The following is a 19,962-nucleotide window of genomic DNA, read 5'->3' as shown; positions in this document are numbered from 1 at the left end:
ATCTGGTTCACCGCCTTGGGTGTAAGCACAATGGCGTTCAACTTGAACGGTTTCAACTTCAACCAATCAATCATTGATTCTCAAGGTCGCGTTATCAGCACTTGGGCTGATGTAATCAACCGGGCTAACCTGGGTATGGAAGTAATGCACGAGCGTAACGCTCACAACTTCCCCTTAGATTTGGCTGCTGGTGATGTTGCTCCTGTCGCTCTGACTGCTCCTGCTATCAACGGTTAATTCTCAAGTTTAGCTAAATCAAAAAGCGCTCTCCCAAATTGGGAGGGCGCTTTTAATTTAAGTTAGCAAATTAGCAACGGATGAAATATTTACTGTTATGGAGTTGGATAAAAACTCAGAAAAATAGCGGAAAGTTCTACAAAAATAAGAGTAAAAATCAACTTTTGCAAGAACTCTAGATAGAATACATAAGCCTCACCTTTTTCCTCAAAATCATGGGCAATATTTTTGGTCATCTATTTCGCATTAGTACTTTTGGCGAGTCTCACGGCGGCGGTGTGGGGGTTGTGATTGATGGTTGTCCTCCACAACTAGAAATTTCGGCAGAAGAAATTCAAGTAGAACTAGATAGAAGGCGTCCAGGACAAAGTAAAATTACGACCCCCCGCAAAGAAGCGGATACCTGCGAGATTTTATCAGGGGTATTTGAAGGCAAAACGCTGGGAACGCCTATAACAATCTTGGTACGTAATCAAGATACTCGTCCTCAAGATTATGACGAGATGGCACAGAAGTATCGACCTTCTCATGCGGATGCAACTTATGATGCAAAATATGGCATTCGCAATTGGCAAGGTGGGGGTAGGTCGTCAGCCCGTGAAACAATCGGAAGAGTAGCAGCAGGTGCGATCGCTAAAAAAATTCTCCGTCAAGTCGCCAATGTCGAAATTATCGCTTACGTTAAGCGCATCAAAGACTTAGAAGGTGTAGTTGATCCAAATACTGTCACCTTAGAACAAGTGGAAAGCAACATCGTCCGCTGTCCCGATACTGAATGTTGCGATCGCATGATTGAATTAATTGAGCAAACAGGTAGACAAGGTGATTCTATCGGCGGTGTAGTAGAATGTGTGGCACGAAATGTGCCGAAAGGTTTAGGCGAACCAGTATTTGATAAATTAGAAGCTGATATCGCTAAGGGTGTCATGTCTCTCCCTGCTAGCAAAGGCTTTGAAATAGGTTCCGGTTTTGGGGGAACGCTGCTAACGGGAATTGAGCATAACGACGAATTTTATATTGATCAAAATGATGAAATCCGCACACTAACAAACCGTTCTGGTGGTATTCAAGGGGGGATTTCCAACGGAGAAAATATTATTTTGCGAGTTGCATTTAAGCCGACAGCAACAATTAGAAAAGAGCAGAAGACTGTAACTCGTGAGGGCGAAGAAACGCTATTAGCAGCGAAAGGACGCCATGATCCTTGTGTACTTCCGCGTGCAGTTCCAATGGTTGAAGCTATGGTGGCGTTGGTTCTGTGTGACCATTTGTTACGGCATCATGGGCAGTGTAAGGTCTTGTAGGCACTACACATCGACTTACAAAAAATATTTATTTTCCTGGGGTGTGTATCTTACTCGCCCTCTTAAAAAATATTTGGACTCTGTGAACTACTCACACTGACGAGTTGTAGAATATTGGCAACTTGAATTGCCGTATAGGTTTTCCATCTTACTTTGTGTTCTTCTCTACCAGACGTTGCGCGGATGCGGTTCGTTTTCTTGCTCATTAAAATGAATCTCACAGATCACTAGTAGTCTGCCAATTTTAAATTGATGAGCAGAGAATATCCTAGTAAAGACCAAAATCCTTATTCTCTAAGCACTTTACTGCTTGTCTAATTCCAATCCTGTTCGTCTTTCTTCCCACGACTTTTGTAAATACCCCCCAGGTTGTGAATTTGGCGAGTTTTCTCATAAAGTTCCGCTTCAGTCAAATCCCACTGCTGCAAGACTTTATCTAGGTCTTTTTGGATGTCTCTTGCCCCTGGAAACCCTTGATAACGCATTCGCAGTCTAGCCAATTCTGCTAAGTTATAGTCTGTCGCCTCTTGAGCGAGTAAGATATCAATAAGAGGACGATCGCGGTTATAAAGAGGGTGTTGTTGGTCTTTGCCGGCCGTTGCTTCAGTCATCGTCAGTCCTGAATGAAAAGTTAAGAGTTAAGAGTTAAGAGTGCTAAGTCTTAGTTTTTAAGTTTAGCTGAGAGCAGAGGAGCAGAAAAGGCAAAAGAAAATCATCTTTTGTACTGACAAAATAATTGTAAACTTGATAACTCATTACTTACTCATCACTCCTAACTCATCACTCCTAACTCCTCTTAGACGGCAACTACACCTGAGGTCTTACGGCTCTCACCACTGCCACTTAAGTTTAAATAAAGTTACATTAGTCCTTAAGAAAATACAAAAAACTTTAGATGAGGGTGAATTTTATCTCACCCAAAGTCCAAGCAGCAAGGGAGCAAGAACCCGCTATGTTTGAACACTTCACTTCCGAAGCCATAAGAGTAATTATGCTAGCTCAGGAGGAAGCACGTCGCCTGGGACACAACTTCGTAGGAACTGAACAAATTCTCCTGGGTTTGATGGGAGAAGGAACTGGGGTTGCTGCTAAAGTGCTGGCCGAATTAGGCGTTACCCTCAAAGACGCACGCCGCGAGGTAGAAAAAATTATTGGTAGAGGTTCTGGCTTTGTACCACCGGAAATTCCTTTTACCCCCAAGGTGAAAAGCCTCTTTGAGCAATCCTTTAAAGAAGCTCATAGTCTGGGACAGAATTACATTAACACTGAACACTTACTCTTAGGATTGACCGAGGCTGGTGAAGGTGTCGCCGCCAAAGTCCTGCAAAATCTAGGGGTAGACTTCAAGAGTGTCCGCAGCGCCATAGTTCGGCGTTTGGGTGAAAATGCCCCAGCTTTAGCTGGTGGTGGTAGTCAAAAGCGCACCCAACCGCTAACGATGGAAGAGTTTGGCAGGAATTTGACCAAATTAGCACAAGAAGGCAGACTCGACCCCGTAGTGGGTCGCCAGAAGGAAATTGAGCGTGCGATCCAAATTCTCGGTCGCCGCACTAAGAATAACCCAGTGTTGATTGGCGAACCAGGAGTTGGTAAAACTGCGATCGCAGAAGGTCTAGCTCAACGGATTATCAACCAAGATGTTCCTGAAACCTTACAGGGCAAGCAAGTCATCAGCCTCGATATGGGGTCATTGGTGGCTGGAACTCGCTTCCGTGGCGATTTTGAAGAACGCATCAAAAAAGTCGTGGAAGAAGTCCGCACTGTGGGCAATATCATTCTGGTAATTGACGAAATTCACACCTTGGTTGGCGCTGGTGGTACAGAAGGTGGTTTGGATGCAGCCAACATCCTCAAACCTGCCTTAGCACGGGGTGAACTCCAGTGCATCGGCGCAACTACCCTTGATGAGTATCGGAAGCACATTGAGCGCGATGCTGCCCTAGAGCGTCGTTTCCAACCAATTATGGTTGGGGAACCCTCAGTAGAAGAAACCGTACAAATTCTTTACGGCTTGCGCGGCGCTTACGAACAGCACCACAAAGTCACAATTTTGGATGCAGCACTTGTAGCAGCAGCAGAATTATCAGACCGCTATATTAGCGATCGCTTCTTGCCCGACAAGGCAATAGACTTGATTGATGAAGCTGGTTCTCGCGTTCGTCTGCGGAACTCTCAGAGTTCTCCTAATAAAGAACTCAAGCGTGAACTCGCTGGCGTTACCAAAGAAAAAGAAGCAGCAGTCAGAGTCCAAGATTTTGACAAAGCGACACAACTGCGCGACCAAGAGTTAAAACTTGCAGAACAACTGCAAGCAACCTTTACACCAAGCGATCAACCTGTTAACTCTACTGTAGTTGATGAAGAAGACATCGCCCAAATTGTTGCCTCTTGGACTGGCGTACCAGTCAACAAGCTAACTGAATCTGAGTCAGAGTTGCTTCTGCACCTAGAAGACACTCTACACCAACGGCTCATCGGTCAAGAGCAAGCAGTCTCGGCTGTATCTCGCGGTATCCGTCGCGCCCGCGTTGGATTAAAAAATCCCAATCGTCCTATTGCTAGCTTTATCTTCTCTGGCCCAACTGGAGTTGGTAAAACAGAATTGGCGAAGGCGCTAGCTGCCTACTTCTTCGGTGCGGAAGACTCGATGATTCGCCTAGATATGTCCGAATACATGGAAAGCCACACGGTCGCCAAGTTAATTGGTTCACCTCCTGGTTATGTCGGATACGACGAAGGCGGACAACTTACAGAAGCCGTGCGACGGAAACCTTACACAGTGCTGCTATTCGACGAAATCGAAAAAGCTCACCCCGATGTATTCAATATGCTGTTGCAACTCTTGGATGACGGTCATCTTACTGATGCCAAAGGTCGGAAAGTGGACTTCAAGAACACGCTGATCATTTTGACTTCCAACATCGGTTCCAAGGTGATTGAAAAAGGTGGTAGTGGCTTAGGCTTTGATTTCGACACTCAAGCCGATGCTAGTTATAACCGCATCCGCACCTTAGTAAATGAGGAATTGAAAGCTTACTTCCGTCCTGAGTTCCTCAACCGTCTCGATGAGATTATCGTCTTCACCCAGCTTTCCAAGGATGAAGTTAAGCAAATCGCTGAAATTATGCTCCGCGATGTTGCTAGCCGCTTGACGGAAAAGGGAATTATCCTAGAAGTTAGCGATCGCTTCAAGGAACGTGTGGTACAAGAAGGCTATAACCCCAGCTATGGTGCTAGACCATTACGCCGGGCAATTATGCGCCTCCTAGAAGATTCTCTGGCCGAAGCAATGCTGTCTGGTGAAATTACAGATGGAGACACAGCAATTATCGATGTTGATGATGACTCTCAGGTGAGAGTACAAAAATCAGAAAAACGAGAATTGCTCTTGGCAAATGTTAGCTGATATGTTGGCTAATATTTATACCTAATCACTTTTTGGTGTAATATTTGAGAAGCACTCAAGCCTCTCGTCTAAGTAGAGGCACCAACAGGGGCATCTCCGACAAACATAAAGTGAAATGGTATTATATTTTTCACCCCTGGTAGAAATACCGGGGGCTTTTTTGTGTTGGGGCGTGTTTTTTTGATGTTTCTACAATAGCATTAGCTGCTAAGGAAACTTCCTGAGCGTCAATATAAGCATCTGGTAAAGTTTAGGGGCATGTCTAGCAACAGTAGTTTCCACAGTAACCTTCACCGGATATCATCCCTTTCGCGATAATTATCGGCGATATTCGTCGCCACAATCGCCGATAAGCTGGTACAAATCGCGTGACTGCCGAGATACAGCATTGATGCGATCGCGATCGTCAGCATCTAAACTAAAACTAAATACTTTGGCGTTATCTTCTATATGTTCAGATACACCAAGTCTGGCACCAACTATCACACCTCCCACAGTTGGCTGATCTAAAATGTAATGCACTGCTACGTTGGAGATGCTTACCCCATGCTTATTAGCAATTTCCTTTAGAATAGCCAGCAACTCTTGAAATAATTGCCAACCACCCCAAGCATCGATCATATTTTTATATTTTTTTAAACTAGCAGTGGATAAATCAAATCCTCGTGGTTCCGGTTTACCCAAATAGTTTTCTGATAACAAACCGCCGCACAATGTACCGTAAGTAAAAAGCTTTATGCCATGCTGTTGACAAAACTCCACCATATTAACTTCAGGACGGCGGTCAACAAGGGAAAATTGCACTTGGTTAGAAACAATTTTGATACCTGCTTCGGTAATAATCTTCAAGTTTTCCGTGTCAAAATTAGTTAAACCTAGATGCTTAATTTTACCCTCAGTCTGAAGTTCTGCCATATACTTGAGGGCATCCAGGTAATTTTTATCCTGATATTCCCACCAGTGGAATTGCATCAAATCTAACGATTCCACATTCATTCTTCTCAGAGAAATATCAATATTTTCCTCGACCAGTTTCTTCGTCATTTTGCCTGGACGAGGCACCCATTTTGTAAATGCTTGTACCTTGGATAAAGCATCTTTCCCACGAGTATCAATTAGTTGACAGCGAAACTCACCAATAAAGTCTTCTGCGGGCCCATAATGGTCTGCTAAATCCCAAGTGGTAAAGCCTGCATCTAAATACTTGAACATAGTCTCAATGGCGGCATTGGGATATATCTGTCCGTGTGCGCCGGAAACTTGCCACATACCATTTAATATGCGGCAGATGTTTAAATCGGGAGTGAATTGGAGACGGCTAGCTGCGGGTAAGTTCATTTTCAAGTTTAGGAGTTAGGAGTAACCACTGCGTTACTCTGGTCAATAGAGTTGTCGCAAGTGGCGTTGAAAACGAAAGAATTAAGATTTTAATGATATATAAATCATAGCTGATCATTATTAATTCCTAACTTCTAACTCCTATACAGACGCGATTAATCGCGTCTCTAACTCCTAACTCCTAACTTTCTAATGCCAACCTTTTTCAGCTTGTTCGAGAACGTAAGCAGCAACATCTTTAATTTGCTGTTCATTGAGGCGCTCTTTGTAAGCTGACATATTATTTTTACCATTGGTAACTATAGATGTAACTGCCTCTATTGAATCCATCCCGTACTTTTTCAGCGCTTGCTTTTTGAGGTTTTTACCACGCCTAACTATGTTGCTGCCGTTGATATGACAACCAGCACAATGAACACTAAATATTTGTTCCCCGTTAGCTGTGTCTACTGCACTAGCAGGCAAAGTAAAAGTACTGATTAATAACAAAAATGTTACTAATACTAATGCGAGTAAATTTTTCAATTAACTTCTCCCGATTTTGACATACTAGTTGCAGGTATAAATGTAAGAAGCAATACTAAAGGGATTCAAAGTCTGTTGTAAATCCAGCAAAATTTGCACAATCTTCTTGAAAGGCTTCTGCATCACTAACATCCTCAATTTTATAGGACATGATGCGCGTACCATCTGGCATTTTTTTGGAACCAATTAATTCACCTTGATATTTCTCTGCGATCGCTTTAAATTCAGTACCATAAAGCTTCCAGGCATCACCTGAACAAGTAATATTTACTTGCCACATATTTTCATCTCAATTACTACCAACAAATATTAATCATCTCACAAATGGGCAACATGCTACACATCACCTCTTTAGGGTTATTATTTTCTATCTAAAGGAAGTGCCAAGCCTTATCAGGCTACGCCATAATATGTGTATGAGAACATGTCTAGAAAATTTTATCCAAATTAGTTAAATCCCAAGAGTTGAAAATGCCTAACAATATCAAACAACAAATTCAAGCAGACCTGCAACAAGCTAAAGAAACTGGACAATTAAGAACTGAGCGGATTCGAGAAATTGTGAAATCCGCAGTTTCTCAAGTTGCGTCTGAGTTTAAACAAGGTTCTAGTGAAGTTCGTAACCTTGTTAAAGATGCCGTTTCTGCTGTAATTGAAAACTTCCAAGAAAAAGGTAGCGAACTCAAAGATGAAGTGACAGCTTCCATTGAAGGAGCACTAGAAGGGATTAATAGCAAAAGGCACGAAAGCATTGCTCAAACTCAGACAGATATAAAGAGGCTACAGGCTCAACTGGATGGTGAAGAAGAACAACTCCAGCAAGAGGTTGATGTAATTTTGGCAGAGATTGAAGAGACTGGTAAGGAAAAACCAGCTAGTACCAAAACTGCAATTGATTCTGCTGTAAATGCTATTAAAGATAGTGAAGAAGTAGGATTGTTAAAGAAACGTTACGCGCAACTGCAAGCGCAGCTAGCCATTGTCCGAGCTAACTTAGCTGCACGCTATGGCGGACGTAATATGGAAGTTCAAGATTATCTAGATGAGGCTAAACACTGGTACGATAAAGCTCGTCCTCAAGCAGAATCTATGGCTGTACAGGTAGAACAAAAGCGATCGCAGCTTGAAGATAAACTGGGTGAAGCTGGTACATCTCTAGCAAGAAAAGAGCGCCAAATCAAACAAACATTAAGGGAGTTACTCTTAACGGCAGCTGACTTGTTCAAAGATAAGGAGCCTGCTAATAAAGAGCGCGAGACTATTCATAAATAGTCTGCTTTGATGTTGATTTAGCTCAATAAATCTTAAGTAGGGTGCGTTAAGCGAAAGCTTAACGCACCATCTTAATGTAGGGGTGCATGCATTATACCAAGTTGTCTTTGTTCGTATTATTTGTTCAATAAGTCATTCCAGTAACGACCTTTATTCTAAATAATACCAACTTTTGCAACTTGGTATTAGGCACTTTTCAGAAATGTTTTTCTTTTGCAAATAATCTTGAAATATACGTCTACCAAAATGAGCAGATTCCATACATAAAAGTTAGTGCGTTAGGTTTTTCACCTAACGCACTAACTTAATTAGAAGCCCTAATATTAATCTTACGTATTAGTAAATGCCTCCTTCTCTATTCAGCTGTTCATCATGCTTGGCAATAACCCAAATTGCATGAATACTACCGGGAAGCCAACCTAGAACTGTGAGCAAAATGTTAATAAACAAAGTCGGGCCAACACCAACTGTCAAGAAAACGCCTAAAGGAGGCACTAACAAACCTAGAAGATAACGAACTAATTTCATGATTTTACAACTTTGTGATTTTGTTTAACTACGTTCTCTTGAAGATACCGAATTAGAAAATCTACCTCATGAGTTATCTTAATTCGGAGATTTTATATGGAGTAGAAACAGGATATAACTAATGTTTCTACTCCTATTGATACTTATCTAGAGGGTAATTGATCTTGGCTTTTAATATTACCACTGCCAGTTAAAAGGTTTCTTTCAACAAAGTAGTTGTTAATGAAGGTGTTAGCAAAAGTTAGAATAACTGGCCCAAGAAGGAAACCAATAATTCCGCGAACTGAGAAGCCTGGAACGAATGCTGATGCTAACCAGAAACACAAACCGTTGACGACGAGCGAAAATGCTCCAAATGATAGAAAGTTAAGAGGTAGAGAAAGAGTAGAGAGAACTGGTTTAACTGAACCGTTAATTAGACCAATTGCTAAAGCGGCAATCATCGCTGCGGGAAAATTAGCAATATTAACGCCTGGAACAACTAAATCAACAATCAACAGGCTCAAAGCTGTAGCTAGGGCGGTTAATAATGGTGTTAACATTTTTCTTACCTAATCACTAGAGATTTTTTGTAACTTCTTATCTCATCTTCAACTATGTGCTAGGTTTTAGCCTCTCTTGCAAGATAGAATTACCTTCTATCGTTAGGCCGATCATTTAGAAAAATATACGATTCTTATACATATATTATATACATGCAATACATTGTAAAGTCGCAAAACTATGCTCCCTGACTCTGTTCGACCAATTGCAAAACTTACAAGTGCTGTGATGCCTTATATTTAAGGGTGCGTTAAACAAATTTAACGCACCCTACGAATTTAAGATTAATTTAATGTGATCGGGCAAAAATCAGTCAGATTTTCCAGACTCAGGCTGATAGTAAAGTGCTGATTTATATAAAACTTGTTCTTGATGGGTTTCTAAAGTGCAATTAGATAAGGGGTAAGTTACACAAGTCACGACGTAACCAGCTTGTATTTCACTTGGACGCAGAAATTTTTGCTCACTTTGATCAACTCCACCGCTAATGAGTTTGGCTATACAAGCAGAACATTCGCCTTGTTTACACCCAGATGGTAGGCGGATACCAGTATCTTCCGCCATATCTAGAATATATTGATCATCAGGTACTTGAATGGTGCGATCTAACCCAAGTGTAGGATTGATAAATCGAACTTGATAAACTGCCATCTGCTGTTTCTAATTATTGCTTAACTGTTTTCATAGACAAACTAATCCGCTTCAGTTTCTCATTGATTTCTAACACCTGCACTTTGACTACTTGTCCAACTTTGACAACTTTTTTCGGATCGTCTACAAATCTATCAGCAAGTTGAGATATATGCACCAAGCCATCTTGATGTACGCCGATATCGACAAACGCGCCGAAGTTAGCGACATTTGTAATCATTCCTTCTAGTTCCATTCCCACCTTTAAGTCCCTGATTTCCTTAATTCCTTCTTTGAAGGTGGCATACTTAAACTCAGCGCGAGGATCTCTACCTGGTTTTTCTAGTTCGCTGAGAATGTCGCGTAGTGTGGGTTCACCGACGCTATCGGTAACGTATTTCTTCAGGTTGGTCTTTTTGAGTTTTTCGGCAATTTGTGTCACCTGATTTAATGGCACATTTAGATCAGATGCGATCGCTTCTACTACAGAATAACTCTCTGGATGCACTGCTGTATTATCCAATGGGTTTTCACCGCCGCGAATCCGCAGAAAACCCGCCGCTTGTTCAAAGGCTTTCGGCCCCAGCTTTGGAACTTTCAACAGTTGTCTGCGATTTTTAAAGGCTCCATTCTGGTTACGATAGGCGACAATATTATTGGCAACTGTTGCCGTAATCCCAGAGACGGAAGTGAGAAGTTCTTTGGATGCGGTGTTTAAGTCTACACCGACGTAGTTAACACAGCTTTCCACGGTGTCATCTAATTTCTTTTTCAACAACTTCTGATCGACATCGTGCTGATATTGTCCCACACCAATGGATTTGGGATCAATTTTCACTAGTTCCGCCAAAGGGTCTTGTAAACGGCGACCGATGCTAATCGCACCGCGCACGGTAATATCTAAATCGGGAAATTCTTCCAGTGCTACTTTACTTGCAGAATATATAGATGCGCCAGACTCATTCACCATCACCTTCACTGGTTTGCGTTCTATATTTTGTAATACTTGTGTGACAAATTCCTCTGTCTCGCGTGAGGCTGTACCGTTACCGATAGCGATTAACTCAATTTTGTACTTTTCAATCAGATTTTTGACAGTTTGTGCAGCTTTGAGTCGTTGTTCAGCCGCTTGGTGGGGAAATACTGCTTGATATTCCAAAAATTTCCCCGTTTGGTCGAGGACAGCAACTTTACATCCAGTTCTAAATCCAGGGTCTATCGCCAGCGTTGGTTTCATACCTGCTGGTGCAGACAGCAGCAACTCCCGCAGATTAGTTTCAAATGTCTTGATCGATTCTATATCTGCATAAATTTTCTTCTCAGAAATCACCTCTCCCATTAGAGAGATTTTCATCAAACGGTTAAATGCATTCTTCAGCATCGCCTGATAAAAATCCCGAATTGTCCGAACTTTGGTTTTAATTTCTTTAGACTCAAGATAGTAAAGTACCGTATCCTCATCGAAAGCGATTTCAAAGCTTAATACTTTTTCAGTTTCACCCCGACACAACGCCAGCATATTGTGTGGTGCAATATTTTTTACCCTAATTTGATAGTTACGATACATCTCAAATTTGGTTGTACCTTCGGGATAATCATCTTTGATGCGGGAGATGAATACTCCTTCTTCTAAAAGATAGTCACGGATATATGCGCGTAATTCAGCTTTTTCAGCTACTTCTTCCGCCAAAATATCAGCAGCACCTTTGAGCGCTTCTTCTGCTGTTTTTACTCCCTTGGTTTCAGAAATATACTTAGCAGCTGCTTCTTCCAGGGAAGCTGTAGCAGCATTTTTGACATTTAGTGACTTGATGAATTCCGCCAGTGCTTCGAGTCCTTTTTCTCTGGCGATGGTGGCGCGAGTGCGCCGCTTTGGTCGATAGGGTAAGTATAAATCCTCAAGTTCGGTTTTTTGTAAGCAGGATGAGATTTTGGCTTTGAGTTCATCTGTAAGTTTACCTTGGTCAGCGATCGCACTTAAAATCACCGATTTTCGTTCTTCCAGTTCTGTTAAATAAGTATATCGATCAGCCAGTTCACGTAGTTGCACTTCATTCATCTCATCAGTGCGCTCTTTGCGGTAACGTGCAATAAAGGGAATTGTTGCACCCTCCGCCAAAAGTTCCAGCGCATTTTGCACCTGATGGGGTTTGAGGTTTATTTCAGTTGCCAGTAATTGAGGAATGTTCAGCATTAGGTGTCTAAAATGAAAAAATGAAAATGCTACTTCTAAAGGTAATATGCTAGATCCTGATCCTGGCGCAAGTCCAAAGTTTTAAGCTAATTTACCAGATGATTGCTCACAAGAGTGCAATTGGTAAATATAGACAAAACCCACCTACGCAAGTGTTAAACCCTTTCAATCCGCATGGGTAAAGCATTGGTAAAAGAGAGTTTGTATAGCATAGCGCAGCTATGCTGAGTCGGGATAGCGGCAAAATGAGCGCCACTGGAAGGGATTGTGTACTTCTTCCTATAGAAGTAGCATCTAATACCCCTATTCTTAAAGCTTACTACGCACAGCATCGACCACAGAGAAAGGAGTTATTCGCCAAGCTTTTGGGTGCTTCACCTATCGGAATCATTACAGCACTTCTAAATCAGATTATGTAGATTTTCAAAGCTAAAATGCTTGATATCTGAGGTCTAGCAATACCTCACCAGCATAGGAAGCGCAATATTCCAATTGGTACAAGATCCAACGTTGCGTAATCTTGACTTTCTATAATATTTATTTCTATGGGCTGTTGTAGCTAAAACCTTATTGGATGTAAAATTAACCACAATTACAAAAACAATTTCAATTTGTTTTATACGCACAACAACTTTTAGTTCATAAGTTAGGAAGATGCCTTTGTTTTTCTTGATACCACTGTGTACTGCTTTAGCTATTGGCTACTTATTTAAAAAGAGTACTGATGAAATTGCATATCTTGCAGGTGTGTTTGCAGCTATTAGCTTGATTTTAACCTTAGTATTAGCACCCTGGCAGATTCAGTTTGGATTGTTAATCATTGTCTTAATCATTACCAACAAGCTTTTGCAGGAAAATGAATCCAAACAGATTGAAGCTACAGGAAAGCAATCTAGAGAAATTAAATAATCCCAACTACCACGAACTAATTTTTCTAAACTTTAAACTGGTGGATAATTAGAAGTCAGCGACCCCAGTAATATCTTTAAAAATAGAACTTGGTAATTATTGTTTATCGGAACTTCTTCCCTGTGAGTAGGGTATTGACTGCTTTAAACTCGTTTTTCAACTAGGATATTTCCTAATAATAGCAAGCTTGAGATTCTACTTCAGCTTATGAACCCTATTCTCAAATAAAGCTTGATGAAAAAATTCAGAAATAGGCTCTTTCTGCTTACTTGATGTCTGAATTATCTTTCAACTAAATTTTCTTGTGTCAAGCAGGTACAAAGCTACGGATTTTGAAGCAAAAGGTAAAAACTCTAAATATCTGATTTTGAGTCCTGCATTTTGTACCTTAGTTACTTGCAAACTTCTGTGTATCTGAATTTGAAGATTTTCGTGGGTAAATAGAAAACGATTTAGACTACCGTTGCCATCTATAATTTTTTGTACTTATTTGTATACTTAGTGTGATTATATACTAATTTCTCTCTTTCTTTGCACTGCTGTTCAAGTTGCAATTCTGATTTAAATAATTCTTAGCTTTACACTTTTATAGGACTCCTATTTGATTTTTGAAAAACTCCGTACAATTCGAAGAGACTCTTCCCTGTATCTTGTTCCCTACCCACGGCAGTAAGTTGAAAGATCAAAGCGGACTGCTATGGAGTTTGATACTAAATCGCAACTTCTACAAGTTTGTTAGCCAGAAAGTTCTTCATAAATGTACAAATCCTCAAAACAAAAATTCATCTAGAGGAAAGTTTCGATTTTATGAAGTTTTTGTTTAAGTATATTTTCGGAAAATGAATTTTTGATGAAGTGTAGCGATAAATTTGCAACAGACCTTTCTCGTGGTATTCTAGTAGGTGATTACATGTAAGAATAAATTTAAAGTAAACCTCTAGTTAAAATTACATGTGATAAAAAACAGTCAAGCAAACCCAACCTATAAAGAATGTGAAATGTGAAAATACCTCAAATCCGATGCAATCAACATAAAGTTTGAGTTCATAAATCGACACTAGTTTATATTAGCCGTTAGTGTCTAAAAGGCTCCATTTGGACATGCAGTAATATTTCCTAGAAACCTATAAAGCGCATTACCGTGACCGGATTTATCTATTGATTTCTGCAACCAAGCAGACTCTTATTACTTATTGTATTCCCATGTCCAAAAAGAGTACGTATAGACATCTAATTTAAGTACAAATTTTTATTAATCGGCTTAATTCACAGCCGAGGTTGCAGATATGTCTGTGAACTTGGAGAAATTATATTGTATATCAGTAAAACAATAAATTTTTCTGGGCAAATTAAGGGCATTTTCAATCCAGCTTTGTTTTGATATATAAGTTAATGGGCTGAGAGGTTCAGTAGTGTCTTCAACAAGATTTCTACAGCAGGATACAATACAACTGATGAAAGTTAATGAATGGATTAATCAAAAATTCTGGCAATCCATTATTATTCGTTTCGCTCCATCTGTTGAATATGTGGGTCGAATCCGACTTCAGCATAAACGGTGTCTACGAGGGACTACACCTACACACACTGGTAAATTTTTTCAAGAGAAGATTTGTGGCAAAGACCTCAACCTTGCCTATGTCTGCATAGGCTATGACCTAGATATTGCGATCGCACTAAAGGTATTATTGAAGCATAACTGGCTGATACAGAAGATTTCTGCAATTCACAGTTCGGCAAAGCCTAAATTAATTGTGCCAATTACCAAGAAAAAAGACTGGTTTGTCTTGGAATATAACGCATTAAACCAATTGAGCGTACTCTACTGCCATAATACACTAGCCATATTGCAAGCTGCATAGTATTTAGTTGCTAACTCTTGGACATTAGCTTCGATGCTCATTTTGATAACAGTACCTTCAACATAGCCTTCCTAATTTTGTTGTCTATTTATTGAAGTGGAAGCCGAATTGCACAGAAGGTGTGGTCGAGATCAGAAAGGTTCAAAACGATGAGATGTTTCCTGTCTGGTTGATACATTCTATATCGAGTAAGGCAAATGTACTATGAAATCTATGTCGCAAACTTCAAACTTTAAAATAATTCCTTATATCATTTTATTTGTCAGTATTTTATTTAGTATTTCTGGGCAATTGCTGATGAAGCATACTATGAGTAATACAAATGAGGGATTATTTAATTGGGTATTTATTCAAAAATTAGCATTAGCTATTACTGTTTATTGCTTGGGAGTAGTAAATTGGATATTGGCTCTGCGGTCTGTAAAATTGAGTATTGCTTATCCACTGACTAGTTTAAATTATGTCGGGATACTTTTTGGTTCATACTACTTTTTTAATGAAGTGATTACACTAACTCGTATAGGAGGAGTAATCACGATTTTTTTGGGTGTTCTCTTAGTGGTCATTCCATTAAAAAAATCTACATAAAATTATAGTAAATCCCATAAAAATAAGGATTGATAAATGAACATAATTACTTGGCTAGTTTTAATGCTTGTAGTTTTATTCGGAACAACTGCTAACCTATCACTAAAGTATGGACTTTACATTTCTAGCCCTACGAAGGGAGCAAACACATCTATCCGAAATCTGTTATTGTCTCGTTATTTTTGGATTTGGTTTGTCTGCTATACATTTATGACTATATTGTGGCTTTATGTATTGCAGACAATTCCTCTGAGTCAAGCATTTCCAGTTTTAGGATTAATGTATGCACTTATACCAATTGCTTCTCATTATCTTCTAAAAGAGCAAGTTATATTTAGCCAGTGGGTAGGGATTTCCATTATCATAACTGGTGTAGTTCTTGTTGTAAACTAATAGCTAAATGCACAGAGATCAAGGCTATTAATTAATATTAAACTTCTCTGAATATAAATTTCAAAAGTTCCCCTACAAAAATCTAAATTAAATTTATGAATATAGGCATCATTGGCGGGGGTATAACTGGGCTAGTATTAGCCCAACGTCTTTCACATCAAGGGCATAAAGTAACTGTATTCGATAGTAATAAGCAGCTTGGTGGTCTTACCACCTATCATGATTATGGGTTGTTTACCTGGGATCGCTTTTATCACGTTATCCTCCCTTCTGATACTCATTTAATAAATTTCCTCAGAGATATTGGTCTTGGAGATAAACTGCGTTGGCATCGAAGTTTAACAGGCTTCTACGACAGTAAAAAATTTTATTCTATCAGTAACAGCATAGAATTTTTACGCTTTCCCTTATTTGGACTTATAAGTAAAATCAGATTAGCTTTTACTCTCCTGTATGGTTCACGGCTTAATAACTGGAGGCGTTTAGAGAAGATATTAGTTGAAGATTGGCTCTTGAAACTAGGTGGGAACAATACATACGAAAAACTTTGGAAACCCTTGCTTTTATCTAAATTAGGAGAGAACTATAAGCGAATCTCAGCAGTTTTTATCTGGGCTTATATCAAACGACTATTTTCAGCACGGGATTCTTCTTTAAATAAAGAACAGCTTGGTTATGTCTCAGGTGGTTACAAAACTGTTTTTGACCATATAGAAAAATTAATTTACGCGGCTGGAGGACATATCCATACAGGTGTAGCAGTAGAATATATTGCACCTCATCCAGGGGGTGGAATGTGGGTAGAATATCAGGGCAAAAAGGAACATTTTGATAAAGTCATTTTTACTGGCCCAGTTAATATTCTGCAACAGGTTGCTGCCAATGAATTGGTGAAAGTTTCAGACACTGATGAAACAGTAGAATACCTGGGTGTAATCTGCATGGTACTTATTACTCGCAAGGCTCTAGTCCCTTATTACGTAGTAAATATTGCCGATAGAAATATTCCTTTTACCGGAGTCATCGGTATGAGCAACTTAGTTTCTTTGCAAGAGACAGAAGGATATCACATGACATTCCTACCAAAATATATACTTTCCACTGACCCGCTGTTAAAACAGCCAGACGATGAATTGCGCCAAGTATTTTTCCAGGGTATACGTTTAATGTTCCCAGAACTTAAAGCAGATGATATTGTCGCGGCACACATTAATCGAGCTATTAAAGTACAGCCACTACAAGTTTTAGATTATTCAAGCCTTGTTCCAAAAGTGAGTACTGAAAACGATGATTTTTTCGTCGTCAATACCTCACAGTTGGTCAATGATAGTGTCAACAACAATGCAGTTGTGCGACAGGTCGATGAATTTCTTAAAAAATCAACATTACTGAATTCTTGAAATTTGCGTAATGATATTTAATTTGAAAAATTACACGAGGTACTTATGAGTCTTTTTATTCTTTTACCTGCATACAACGAGCAAGAATCAATTCGCCCCTTGTTCAAAAAATTTCAGACATTGCAGCAAATCTCTAATATGGAGATAGAACTGATTCTTGTTGATGATGGTAGCAGGGATGCAACTGCTCAGACTGCTTTAGAAGAATCTCAATCACTGGGTATATTACTGAAATTAGTTCAACATCCCAAAAATGCTGGTTTAGGTCAAGCAATTAAAACAGGTTTCACGACTTTCTTAGAAATTTCTCAAGAAGGCGATTTTTTAGCTGCGATGGATTGCGACAACACTCAACCGCCAGAACTATTAATAAAGATGTATGACACTATGATAGCTGGTAGCTATGATATTGCGATCGCATCTAGATATCGAAAAGGCTCTAAAGTCATAGGCTTATCAAAATTTAGAGAGATAATGAGTTACGGAGCAAGCTGGCTTTTTAGAATTGCAGCCCGTGTACCAGGTGTAAGAGACTATACATGTGGTTACAGGCTGTATAACCGTACTTTTGTTAGTAAACTGGATATGTATTATGGCGAGAGTTTATTCACTGAAAGTGGATTTGCTTGCATGATAGATTTACTACTGAAAGCCAAAGTACTCAAACCAAAAATCGTAGAAATTCCAATGGTTTTGAGATATGATCAAAAGCCAAGTGCCAGCAAAATGAAAATTATTAAAACCATTACTCGAACCCTCAAGCTCCTGTTTAAGAATCTATCATCGACAGAACAAACTTCAAATCTAGGTCAGACTTTCAATCAGCAAAAAATAGCAATAGTTCCACTTAAAATGGGAAATCGTAAATAAAGCTGATATGGATAGCCTGGATTAAATTAAGCGTTTGCAACAAACAGATTGTATATTTAATATGGGTTAACCGTCAGCAAGTTTCTATATTCTGACCACAGTTAAAGCATCTTCTAGCTCATGACCATCTTCCTTAAGAAGAGTGCCAGTTAAATACATATATACGTGTATTCCATTTTTAACGGATACCCTCAATCAAAATCTCAGCCCGCAAAAGCGGGCTTTGTTTATATAGTCCCAAACTTCTAGTACAGCACAGCGTAAATCCAGCTACCATCTTAATTAACTAGACAAAGGTATTTTGCCCCTTATTTAGGAGGGAAATCCACACTGCCTTTCTACCAACTGTGTCTTTCACTGATTTGTTAGACTGAACAGACCAGGATTTTTCAGTCAAATCTCTGAATTACGCCAGCAGACGAGGCTACCCATGCTTACAAGTACGCTACTTCTCTCGAATCAACTTCCCACCCTCCAATATTCCTCCACACCAGAGCGTTTCGATGAAACCTGGGAAGCCCCCCTGGCTACCCTCTTGGGACTAGGACGCGCCGCTGGAGCTGACTTCATCGAATTATTCTTAGAGCGTCGCAACTATATTAGTTGTCTTGCAGAAGACGACTCCATAACTAGTATTTCACCCAGTCTATCTACAGGTGCGGGAGTCAGAGTATTTCGTGGCAAAGCCGATTGCTACGTCAGCACCAATGACCTTTCCTTTTCCGGTTTGAAAGCAGCCTTAGAAAAAGGTCTTTCTATTCTAGGATTGCAACTACCTGCTCCTAAAGCTTTCATCCCAGAAATAAACCTGGAATTATTGAGAGATTACGCCACCAAAAGAGGCAAAGATGCCTGGCTACCAGTGTGTAGCTCCATTCGGGAAATGGGAGAAGTCCTTCTTGATGGTACTGCCAACCTGAAGCAAAAAGCTAGCCATGTTCAATCGCGCCGTGCTACCTATTTCCGGGATTGGCAAGAAGTTTTAATCGCCGCCAGTGACGGCACTTTCGCCCGTGATATTCGCCTCACCCAGTCAGTAGGATTTAACCTGTTGTGTGCTGATGGTGCTAATCGTGCTTCCATTGGTGAACGCGCAGGTAATACTAGCGATGCCAACTTCTTGAGAACTTGGGATTCTCAACAAGCGGCTGAGAAAATAGCAGAATCTGCTGGAAAAATGCTCTACGCAGATTACGTGGAATCGGGTACTTACCCCATCATTATGGCCAATCACTTTGGCGGCGTAATCTTCCACGAAGCCTGCGGACACCTGCTAGAAACCACTCAAATTGAACGCAATACCACTCCCTTTGCTGACAAAAAAGGCGAAAAAATTGCCCACGAAAGTTTGACAGCCTGGGATGAAGGGCGGTCTGAAAATGCCTTCGGGACAATTGACATGGATGACGAAGGTATGCCTGCTCAAAGAACCTTATTAATTGAAAAAGGCGTTCTCAAAAACTTCTTAGCAGATAGAACAGGTTCAGCACGCACCGGACACCCCAGAACTGGAAGTGGACGCCGCCAAAATTATACCTTTGCTGCTGCTAGCCGGATGCGTAATACTTATATTGATTCTGGCGAATATAGCATTGATGATTTATTTACCTCTGTTGATAAAGGTATTTACTGTAAAAAGATGGGTGGCGGAAGTGTTGGTGCTACAGGTCAATTTAATTTTGGTGTCGATGAAGCTTATTTGATTGAAAATGGCAAAATCACCAAACCTTTAAAGGGAGCAATTTTGATTGGTGAAGCCAAGGAAATTATGAATAAAATTTCCATGTGTTCCCAAGATTTGGAAATTGCACCAGGTTTTTGTGGCTCTGTTAGTGGCAGTATTTACACCACAGTAGGACAACCCCACATCAAGGTTGATTCTATTACCGTAGGTGGACGATAACCTCATCAACTTTGAGGTTATATCTGGAAATTCCTTCCTTGTGCCTCTGCCACTTATTTA

Annotated in this window: 19 protein-coding genes and 1 pseudogene; 11 read left to right on the top strand and 9 right to left on the bottom strand. The window is 40.1% G+C overall.

From position 1 onward, the window contains the following. Together F8R90_RS22155 and aroC are read left to right on the top strand one after the other, a co-directional pair. Positions 1 to 237, top strand: a pseudogene (locus tag F8R90_RS22155) (photosystem II q(b) protein); the annotation flags it as partial. A gap of 215 nt (positions 238 to 452) precedes the next feature. Then, positions 453 to 1,541 (top strand): chorismate synthase, encoded by a 1,089-nt coding sequence (gene aroC, locus F8R90_RS22150; RefSeq protein ID WP_190900260.1) that lies wholly within the window; start codon positions 453 to 455, stop codon positions 1,539 to 1,541. Positions 1,542 to 1,603: 62 nt separating this feature from the next. On the opposite strand, the gene F8R90_RS22145 is transcribed toward aroC, so the two are convergent. Beyond that, on the bottom strand, positions 1,604 to 1,747 hold the full coding sequence (locus tag F8R90_RS22145; protein WP_196512475.1) for a hypothetical protein: 144 nt from the start codon (positions 1,745 to 1,747) through the stop codon (positions 1,604 to 1,606). 108 nt (positions 1,748 to 1,855) lie between these two features. After that, on the bottom strand, positions 1,856 to 2,152 hold the full coding sequence (locus F8R90_RS22140) for a DUF3288 family protein (protein WP_196512474.1): 297 nt from the start codon (positions 2,150 to 2,152) through the stop codon (positions 1,856 to 1,858). A gap of 341 nt (positions 2,153 to 2,493) precedes the next feature. On the opposite strand from F8R90_RS22140, the gene F8R90_RS22135 reads away from it, so the two are divergent. After that, on the top strand, positions 2,494 to 4,947 hold the full coding sequence (locus tag F8R90_RS22135) for an ATP-dependent Clp protease ATP-binding subunit (RefSeq protein ID WP_196512476.1): 2,454 nt from the start codon (positions 2,494 to 2,496) through the stop codon (positions 4,945 to 4,947). Positions 4,948 to 5,265: 318 nt separating this feature from the next. On the opposite strand, the gene F8R90_RS22130 is transcribed toward F8R90_RS22135, so the two are convergent. The 3 genes from F8R90_RS22130 to F8R90_RS22120 all read right to left on the bottom strand — a co-directional run bounded on the left by F8R90_RS22130 (position 5,266) and on the right by F8R90_RS22120 (position 7,090). After that, on the bottom strand, positions 5,266 to 6,285 hold the full coding sequence (locus F8R90_RS22130) for an aldo/keto reductase (RefSeq protein WP_196512473.1): 1,020 nt from the start codon (positions 6,283 to 6,285) through the stop codon (positions 5,266 to 5,268). 189 nt (positions 6,286 to 6,474) lie between these two features. After that, positions 6,475 to 6,810 carry a cytochrome c6 PetJ gene (gene petJ, locus F8R90_RS22125; protein ID WP_196512472.1) on the bottom strand — a complete coding sequence of 112 codons (336 nt, stop codon included), beginning with the start codon at positions 6,808 to 6,810 and terminating at the stop codon, positions 6,475 to 6,477. Positions 6,811 to 6,865: 55 nt separating this feature from the next. Beyond that, on the bottom strand, positions 6,866 to 7,090 hold the full coding sequence (locus F8R90_RS22120) for a hypothetical protein (protein ID WP_190900248.1): 225 nt from the start codon (positions 7,088 to 7,090) through the stop codon (positions 6,866 to 6,868). 191 nt (positions 7,091 to 7,281) lie between these two features. Here F8R90_RS22120 and F8R90_RS22115 point away from each other — a divergent pair, with 191 nt between their 5' ends. Beyond that, positions 7,282 to 8,082 (top strand): histidine kinase, encoded by an 801-nt coding sequence (locus F8R90_RS22115; RefSeq protein ID WP_190900246.1) that lies wholly within the window; start codon positions 7,282 to 7,284, stop codon positions 8,080 to 8,082. A 336-nt stretch (positions 8,083 to 8,418) separates the two neighbouring features. On the opposite strand, the gene F8R90_RS22110 is transcribed toward F8R90_RS22115, so the two are convergent. From F8R90_RS22110 to F8R90_RS22095, 4 genes are all read right to left on the bottom strand, one after another. Then, complete coding sequence (locus F8R90_RS22110) at positions 8,419 to 8,610, bottom strand: YqaE/Pmp3 family membrane protein (protein ID WP_190900244.1); 192 nt, start codon at positions 8,608 to 8,610, stop codon at positions 8,419 to 8,421. Between the two features lie 143 nt (positions 8,611 to 8,753). After that, positions 8,754 to 9,152, bottom strand: a complete 399-nt coding sequence (locus tag F8R90_RS22105) for a phage holin family protein (protein ID WP_190900242.1) — start codon at positions 9,150 to 9,152, stop codon at positions 8,754 to 8,756. A gap of 310 nt (positions 9,153 to 9,462) precedes the next feature. Then, positions 9,463 to 9,804, bottom strand: coding sequence for a 2Fe-2S iron-sulfur cluster-binding protein (locus tag F8R90_RS22100; protein ID WP_196512471.1), 342 nt, complete (start codon positions 9,802 to 9,804; stop codon positions 9,463 to 9,465). Between the two features lie 13 nt (positions 9,805 to 9,817). Further along, positions 9,818 to 11,977, bottom strand: a complete 2,160-nt coding sequence (locus F8R90_RS22095) for a Tex family protein (RefSeq protein ID WP_196512470.1) — start codon at positions 11,975 to 11,977, stop codon at positions 9,818 to 9,820. Positions 11,978 to 12,631: 654 nt separating this feature from the next. Between F8R90_RS22095 and F8R90_RS22090 the strand changes: the two genes are divergently transcribed. The 7 genes from F8R90_RS22090 (at position 12,632) to F8R90_RS22060 (ending at position 19,902) form a co-directional block, all read left to right on the top strand. Then, complete coding sequence (locus F8R90_RS22090) at positions 12,632 to 12,886, top strand: hypothetical protein (RefSeq protein ID WP_190900263.1); 255 nt, start codon at positions 12,632 to 12,634, stop codon at positions 12,884 to 12,886. A gap of 1,412 nt (positions 12,887 to 14,298) precedes the next feature. After that, on the top strand, positions 14,299 to 14,748 hold the full coding sequence (locus F8R90_RS22085) for a hypothetical protein (RefSeq protein ID WP_196512469.1): 450 nt from the start codon (positions 14,299 to 14,301) through the stop codon (positions 14,746 to 14,748). A 213-nt stretch (positions 14,749 to 14,961) separates the two neighbouring features. Beyond that, entirely contained in the window at positions 14,962 to 15,336 is a 375-nt protein-coding gene (locus F8R90_RS22080; RefSeq protein WP_230966607.1) for an EamA family transporter, read from the top strand. Between the two features lie 36 nt (positions 15,337 to 15,372). Next, entirely contained in the window at positions 15,373 to 15,729 is a 357-nt protein-coding gene (locus F8R90_RS22075; RefSeq protein WP_196512467.1) for an EamA family transporter, read from the top strand. A 95-nt stretch (positions 15,730 to 15,824) separates the two neighbouring features. Beyond that, on the top strand, positions 15,825 to 17,129 hold the full coding sequence (locus F8R90_RS22070; RefSeq protein WP_196512466.1) for an NAD(P)/FAD-dependent oxidoreductase: 1,305 nt from the start codon (positions 15,825 to 15,827) through the stop codon (positions 17,127 to 17,129). Positions 17,130 to 17,174: 45 nt separating this feature from the next. Further along, positions 17,175 to 17,999, top strand: a complete 825-nt coding sequence (locus tag F8R90_RS22065) for a glycosyltransferase family 2 protein (protein WP_196512465.1) — start codon at positions 17,175 to 17,177, stop codon at positions 17,997 to 17,999. A 430-nt stretch (positions 18,000 to 18,429) separates the two neighbouring features. Next, positions 18,430 to 19,902: a TldD/PmbA family protein gene (locus F8R90_RS22060; RefSeq protein WP_190900225.1), complete on the top strand. Its 1,473-nt coding sequence runs from the start codon at positions 18,430 to 18,432 to the stop codon at positions 19,900 to 19,902. Positions 19,903 to 19,962: the final 60 nt, after the last annotated feature.

It is taken from the genome of Nostoc sp. NZL (genome assembly GCF_015714705.1).
Taxonomy (GTDB): domain Bacteria; phylum Cyanobacteriota; class Cyanobacteriia; order Cyanobacteriales; family Nostocaceae; genus Nostoc; species Nostoc foliaceum_A.
The sequence above is the reverse complement of the archived record's forward strand: the minus strand, read 5'-3'. Positions and strand labels throughout refer to the sequence as shown.

Coding starts and splice junctions, on each gene's coding strand:
- F8R90_RS22115 (WP_190900246.1), top strand. CDS start 7,282: ATGCCTAACAATATCAAACAACAAATTCAAGCAGACCTGCAACAAGCT.
- F8R90_RS22100 (WP_196512471.1), bottom strand. CDS start 9,804: ATGGCAGTTTATCAAGTTCGATTTATCAATCCTACACTTGGGTTAGAT.
- F8R90_RS22080 (WP_230966607.1), top strand. CDS start 14,962: ATGTCGCAAACTTCAAACTTTAAAATAATTCCTTATATCATTTTATTT.
- F8R90_RS22130 (WP_196512473.1), bottom strand. CDS start 6,285: ATGAACTTACCCGCAGCTAGCCGTCTCCAATTCACTCCCGATTTAAAC.
- F8R90_RS22065 (WP_196512465.1), top strand. CDS start 17,175: ATGAGTCTTTTTATTCTTTTACCTGCATACAACGAGCAAGAATCAATT.
- aroC (WP_190900260.1), top strand. CDS start 453: ATGGGCAATATTTTTGGTCATCTATTTCGCATTAGTACTTTTGGCGAG.
- F8R90_RS22120 (WP_190900248.1), bottom strand. CDS start 7,090: ATGTGGCAAGTAAATATTACTTGTTCAGGTGATGCCTGGAAGCTTTAT.
- F8R90_RS22135 (WP_196512476.1), top strand. CDS start 2,494: ATGTTTGAACACTTCACTTCCGAAGCCATAAGAGTAATTATGCTAGCT.
- F8R90_RS22105 (WP_190900242.1), bottom strand. CDS start 9,152: ATGTTAACACCATTATTAACCGCCCTAGCTACAGCTTTGAGCCTGTTG.
- F8R90_RS22090 (WP_190900263.1), top strand. CDS start 12,632: ATGCCTTTGTTTTTCTTGATACCACTGTGTACTGCTTTAGCTATTGGC.
- F8R90_RS22075 (WP_196512467.1), top strand. CDS start 15,373: ATGAACATAATTACTTGGCTAGTTTTAATGCTTGTAGTTTTATTCGGA.
- F8R90_RS22110 (WP_190900244.1), bottom strand. CDS start 8,610: ATGAAATTAGTTCGTTATCTTCTAGGTTTGTTAGTGCCTCCTTTAGGC.
- F8R90_RS22145 (WP_196512475.1), bottom strand. CDS start 1,747: ATGAGCAAGAAAACGAACCGCATCCGCGCAACGTCTGGTAGAGAAGAA.
- F8R90_RS22060 (WP_190900225.1), top strand. CDS start 18,430: ATGCTTACAAGTACGCTACTTCTCTCGAATCAACTTCCCACCCTCCAA.
- F8R90_RS22070 (WP_196512466.1), top strand. CDS start 15,825: ATGAATATAGGCATCATTGGCGGGGGTATAACTGGGCTAGTATTAGCC.
- F8R90_RS22140 (WP_196512474.1), bottom strand. CDS start 2,152: ATGACTGAAGCAACGGCCGGCAAAGACCAACAACACCCTCTTTATAAC.
- F8R90_RS22095 (WP_196512470.1), bottom strand. CDS start 11,977: ATGCTGAACATTCCTCAATTACTGGCAACTGAAATAAACCTCAAACCC.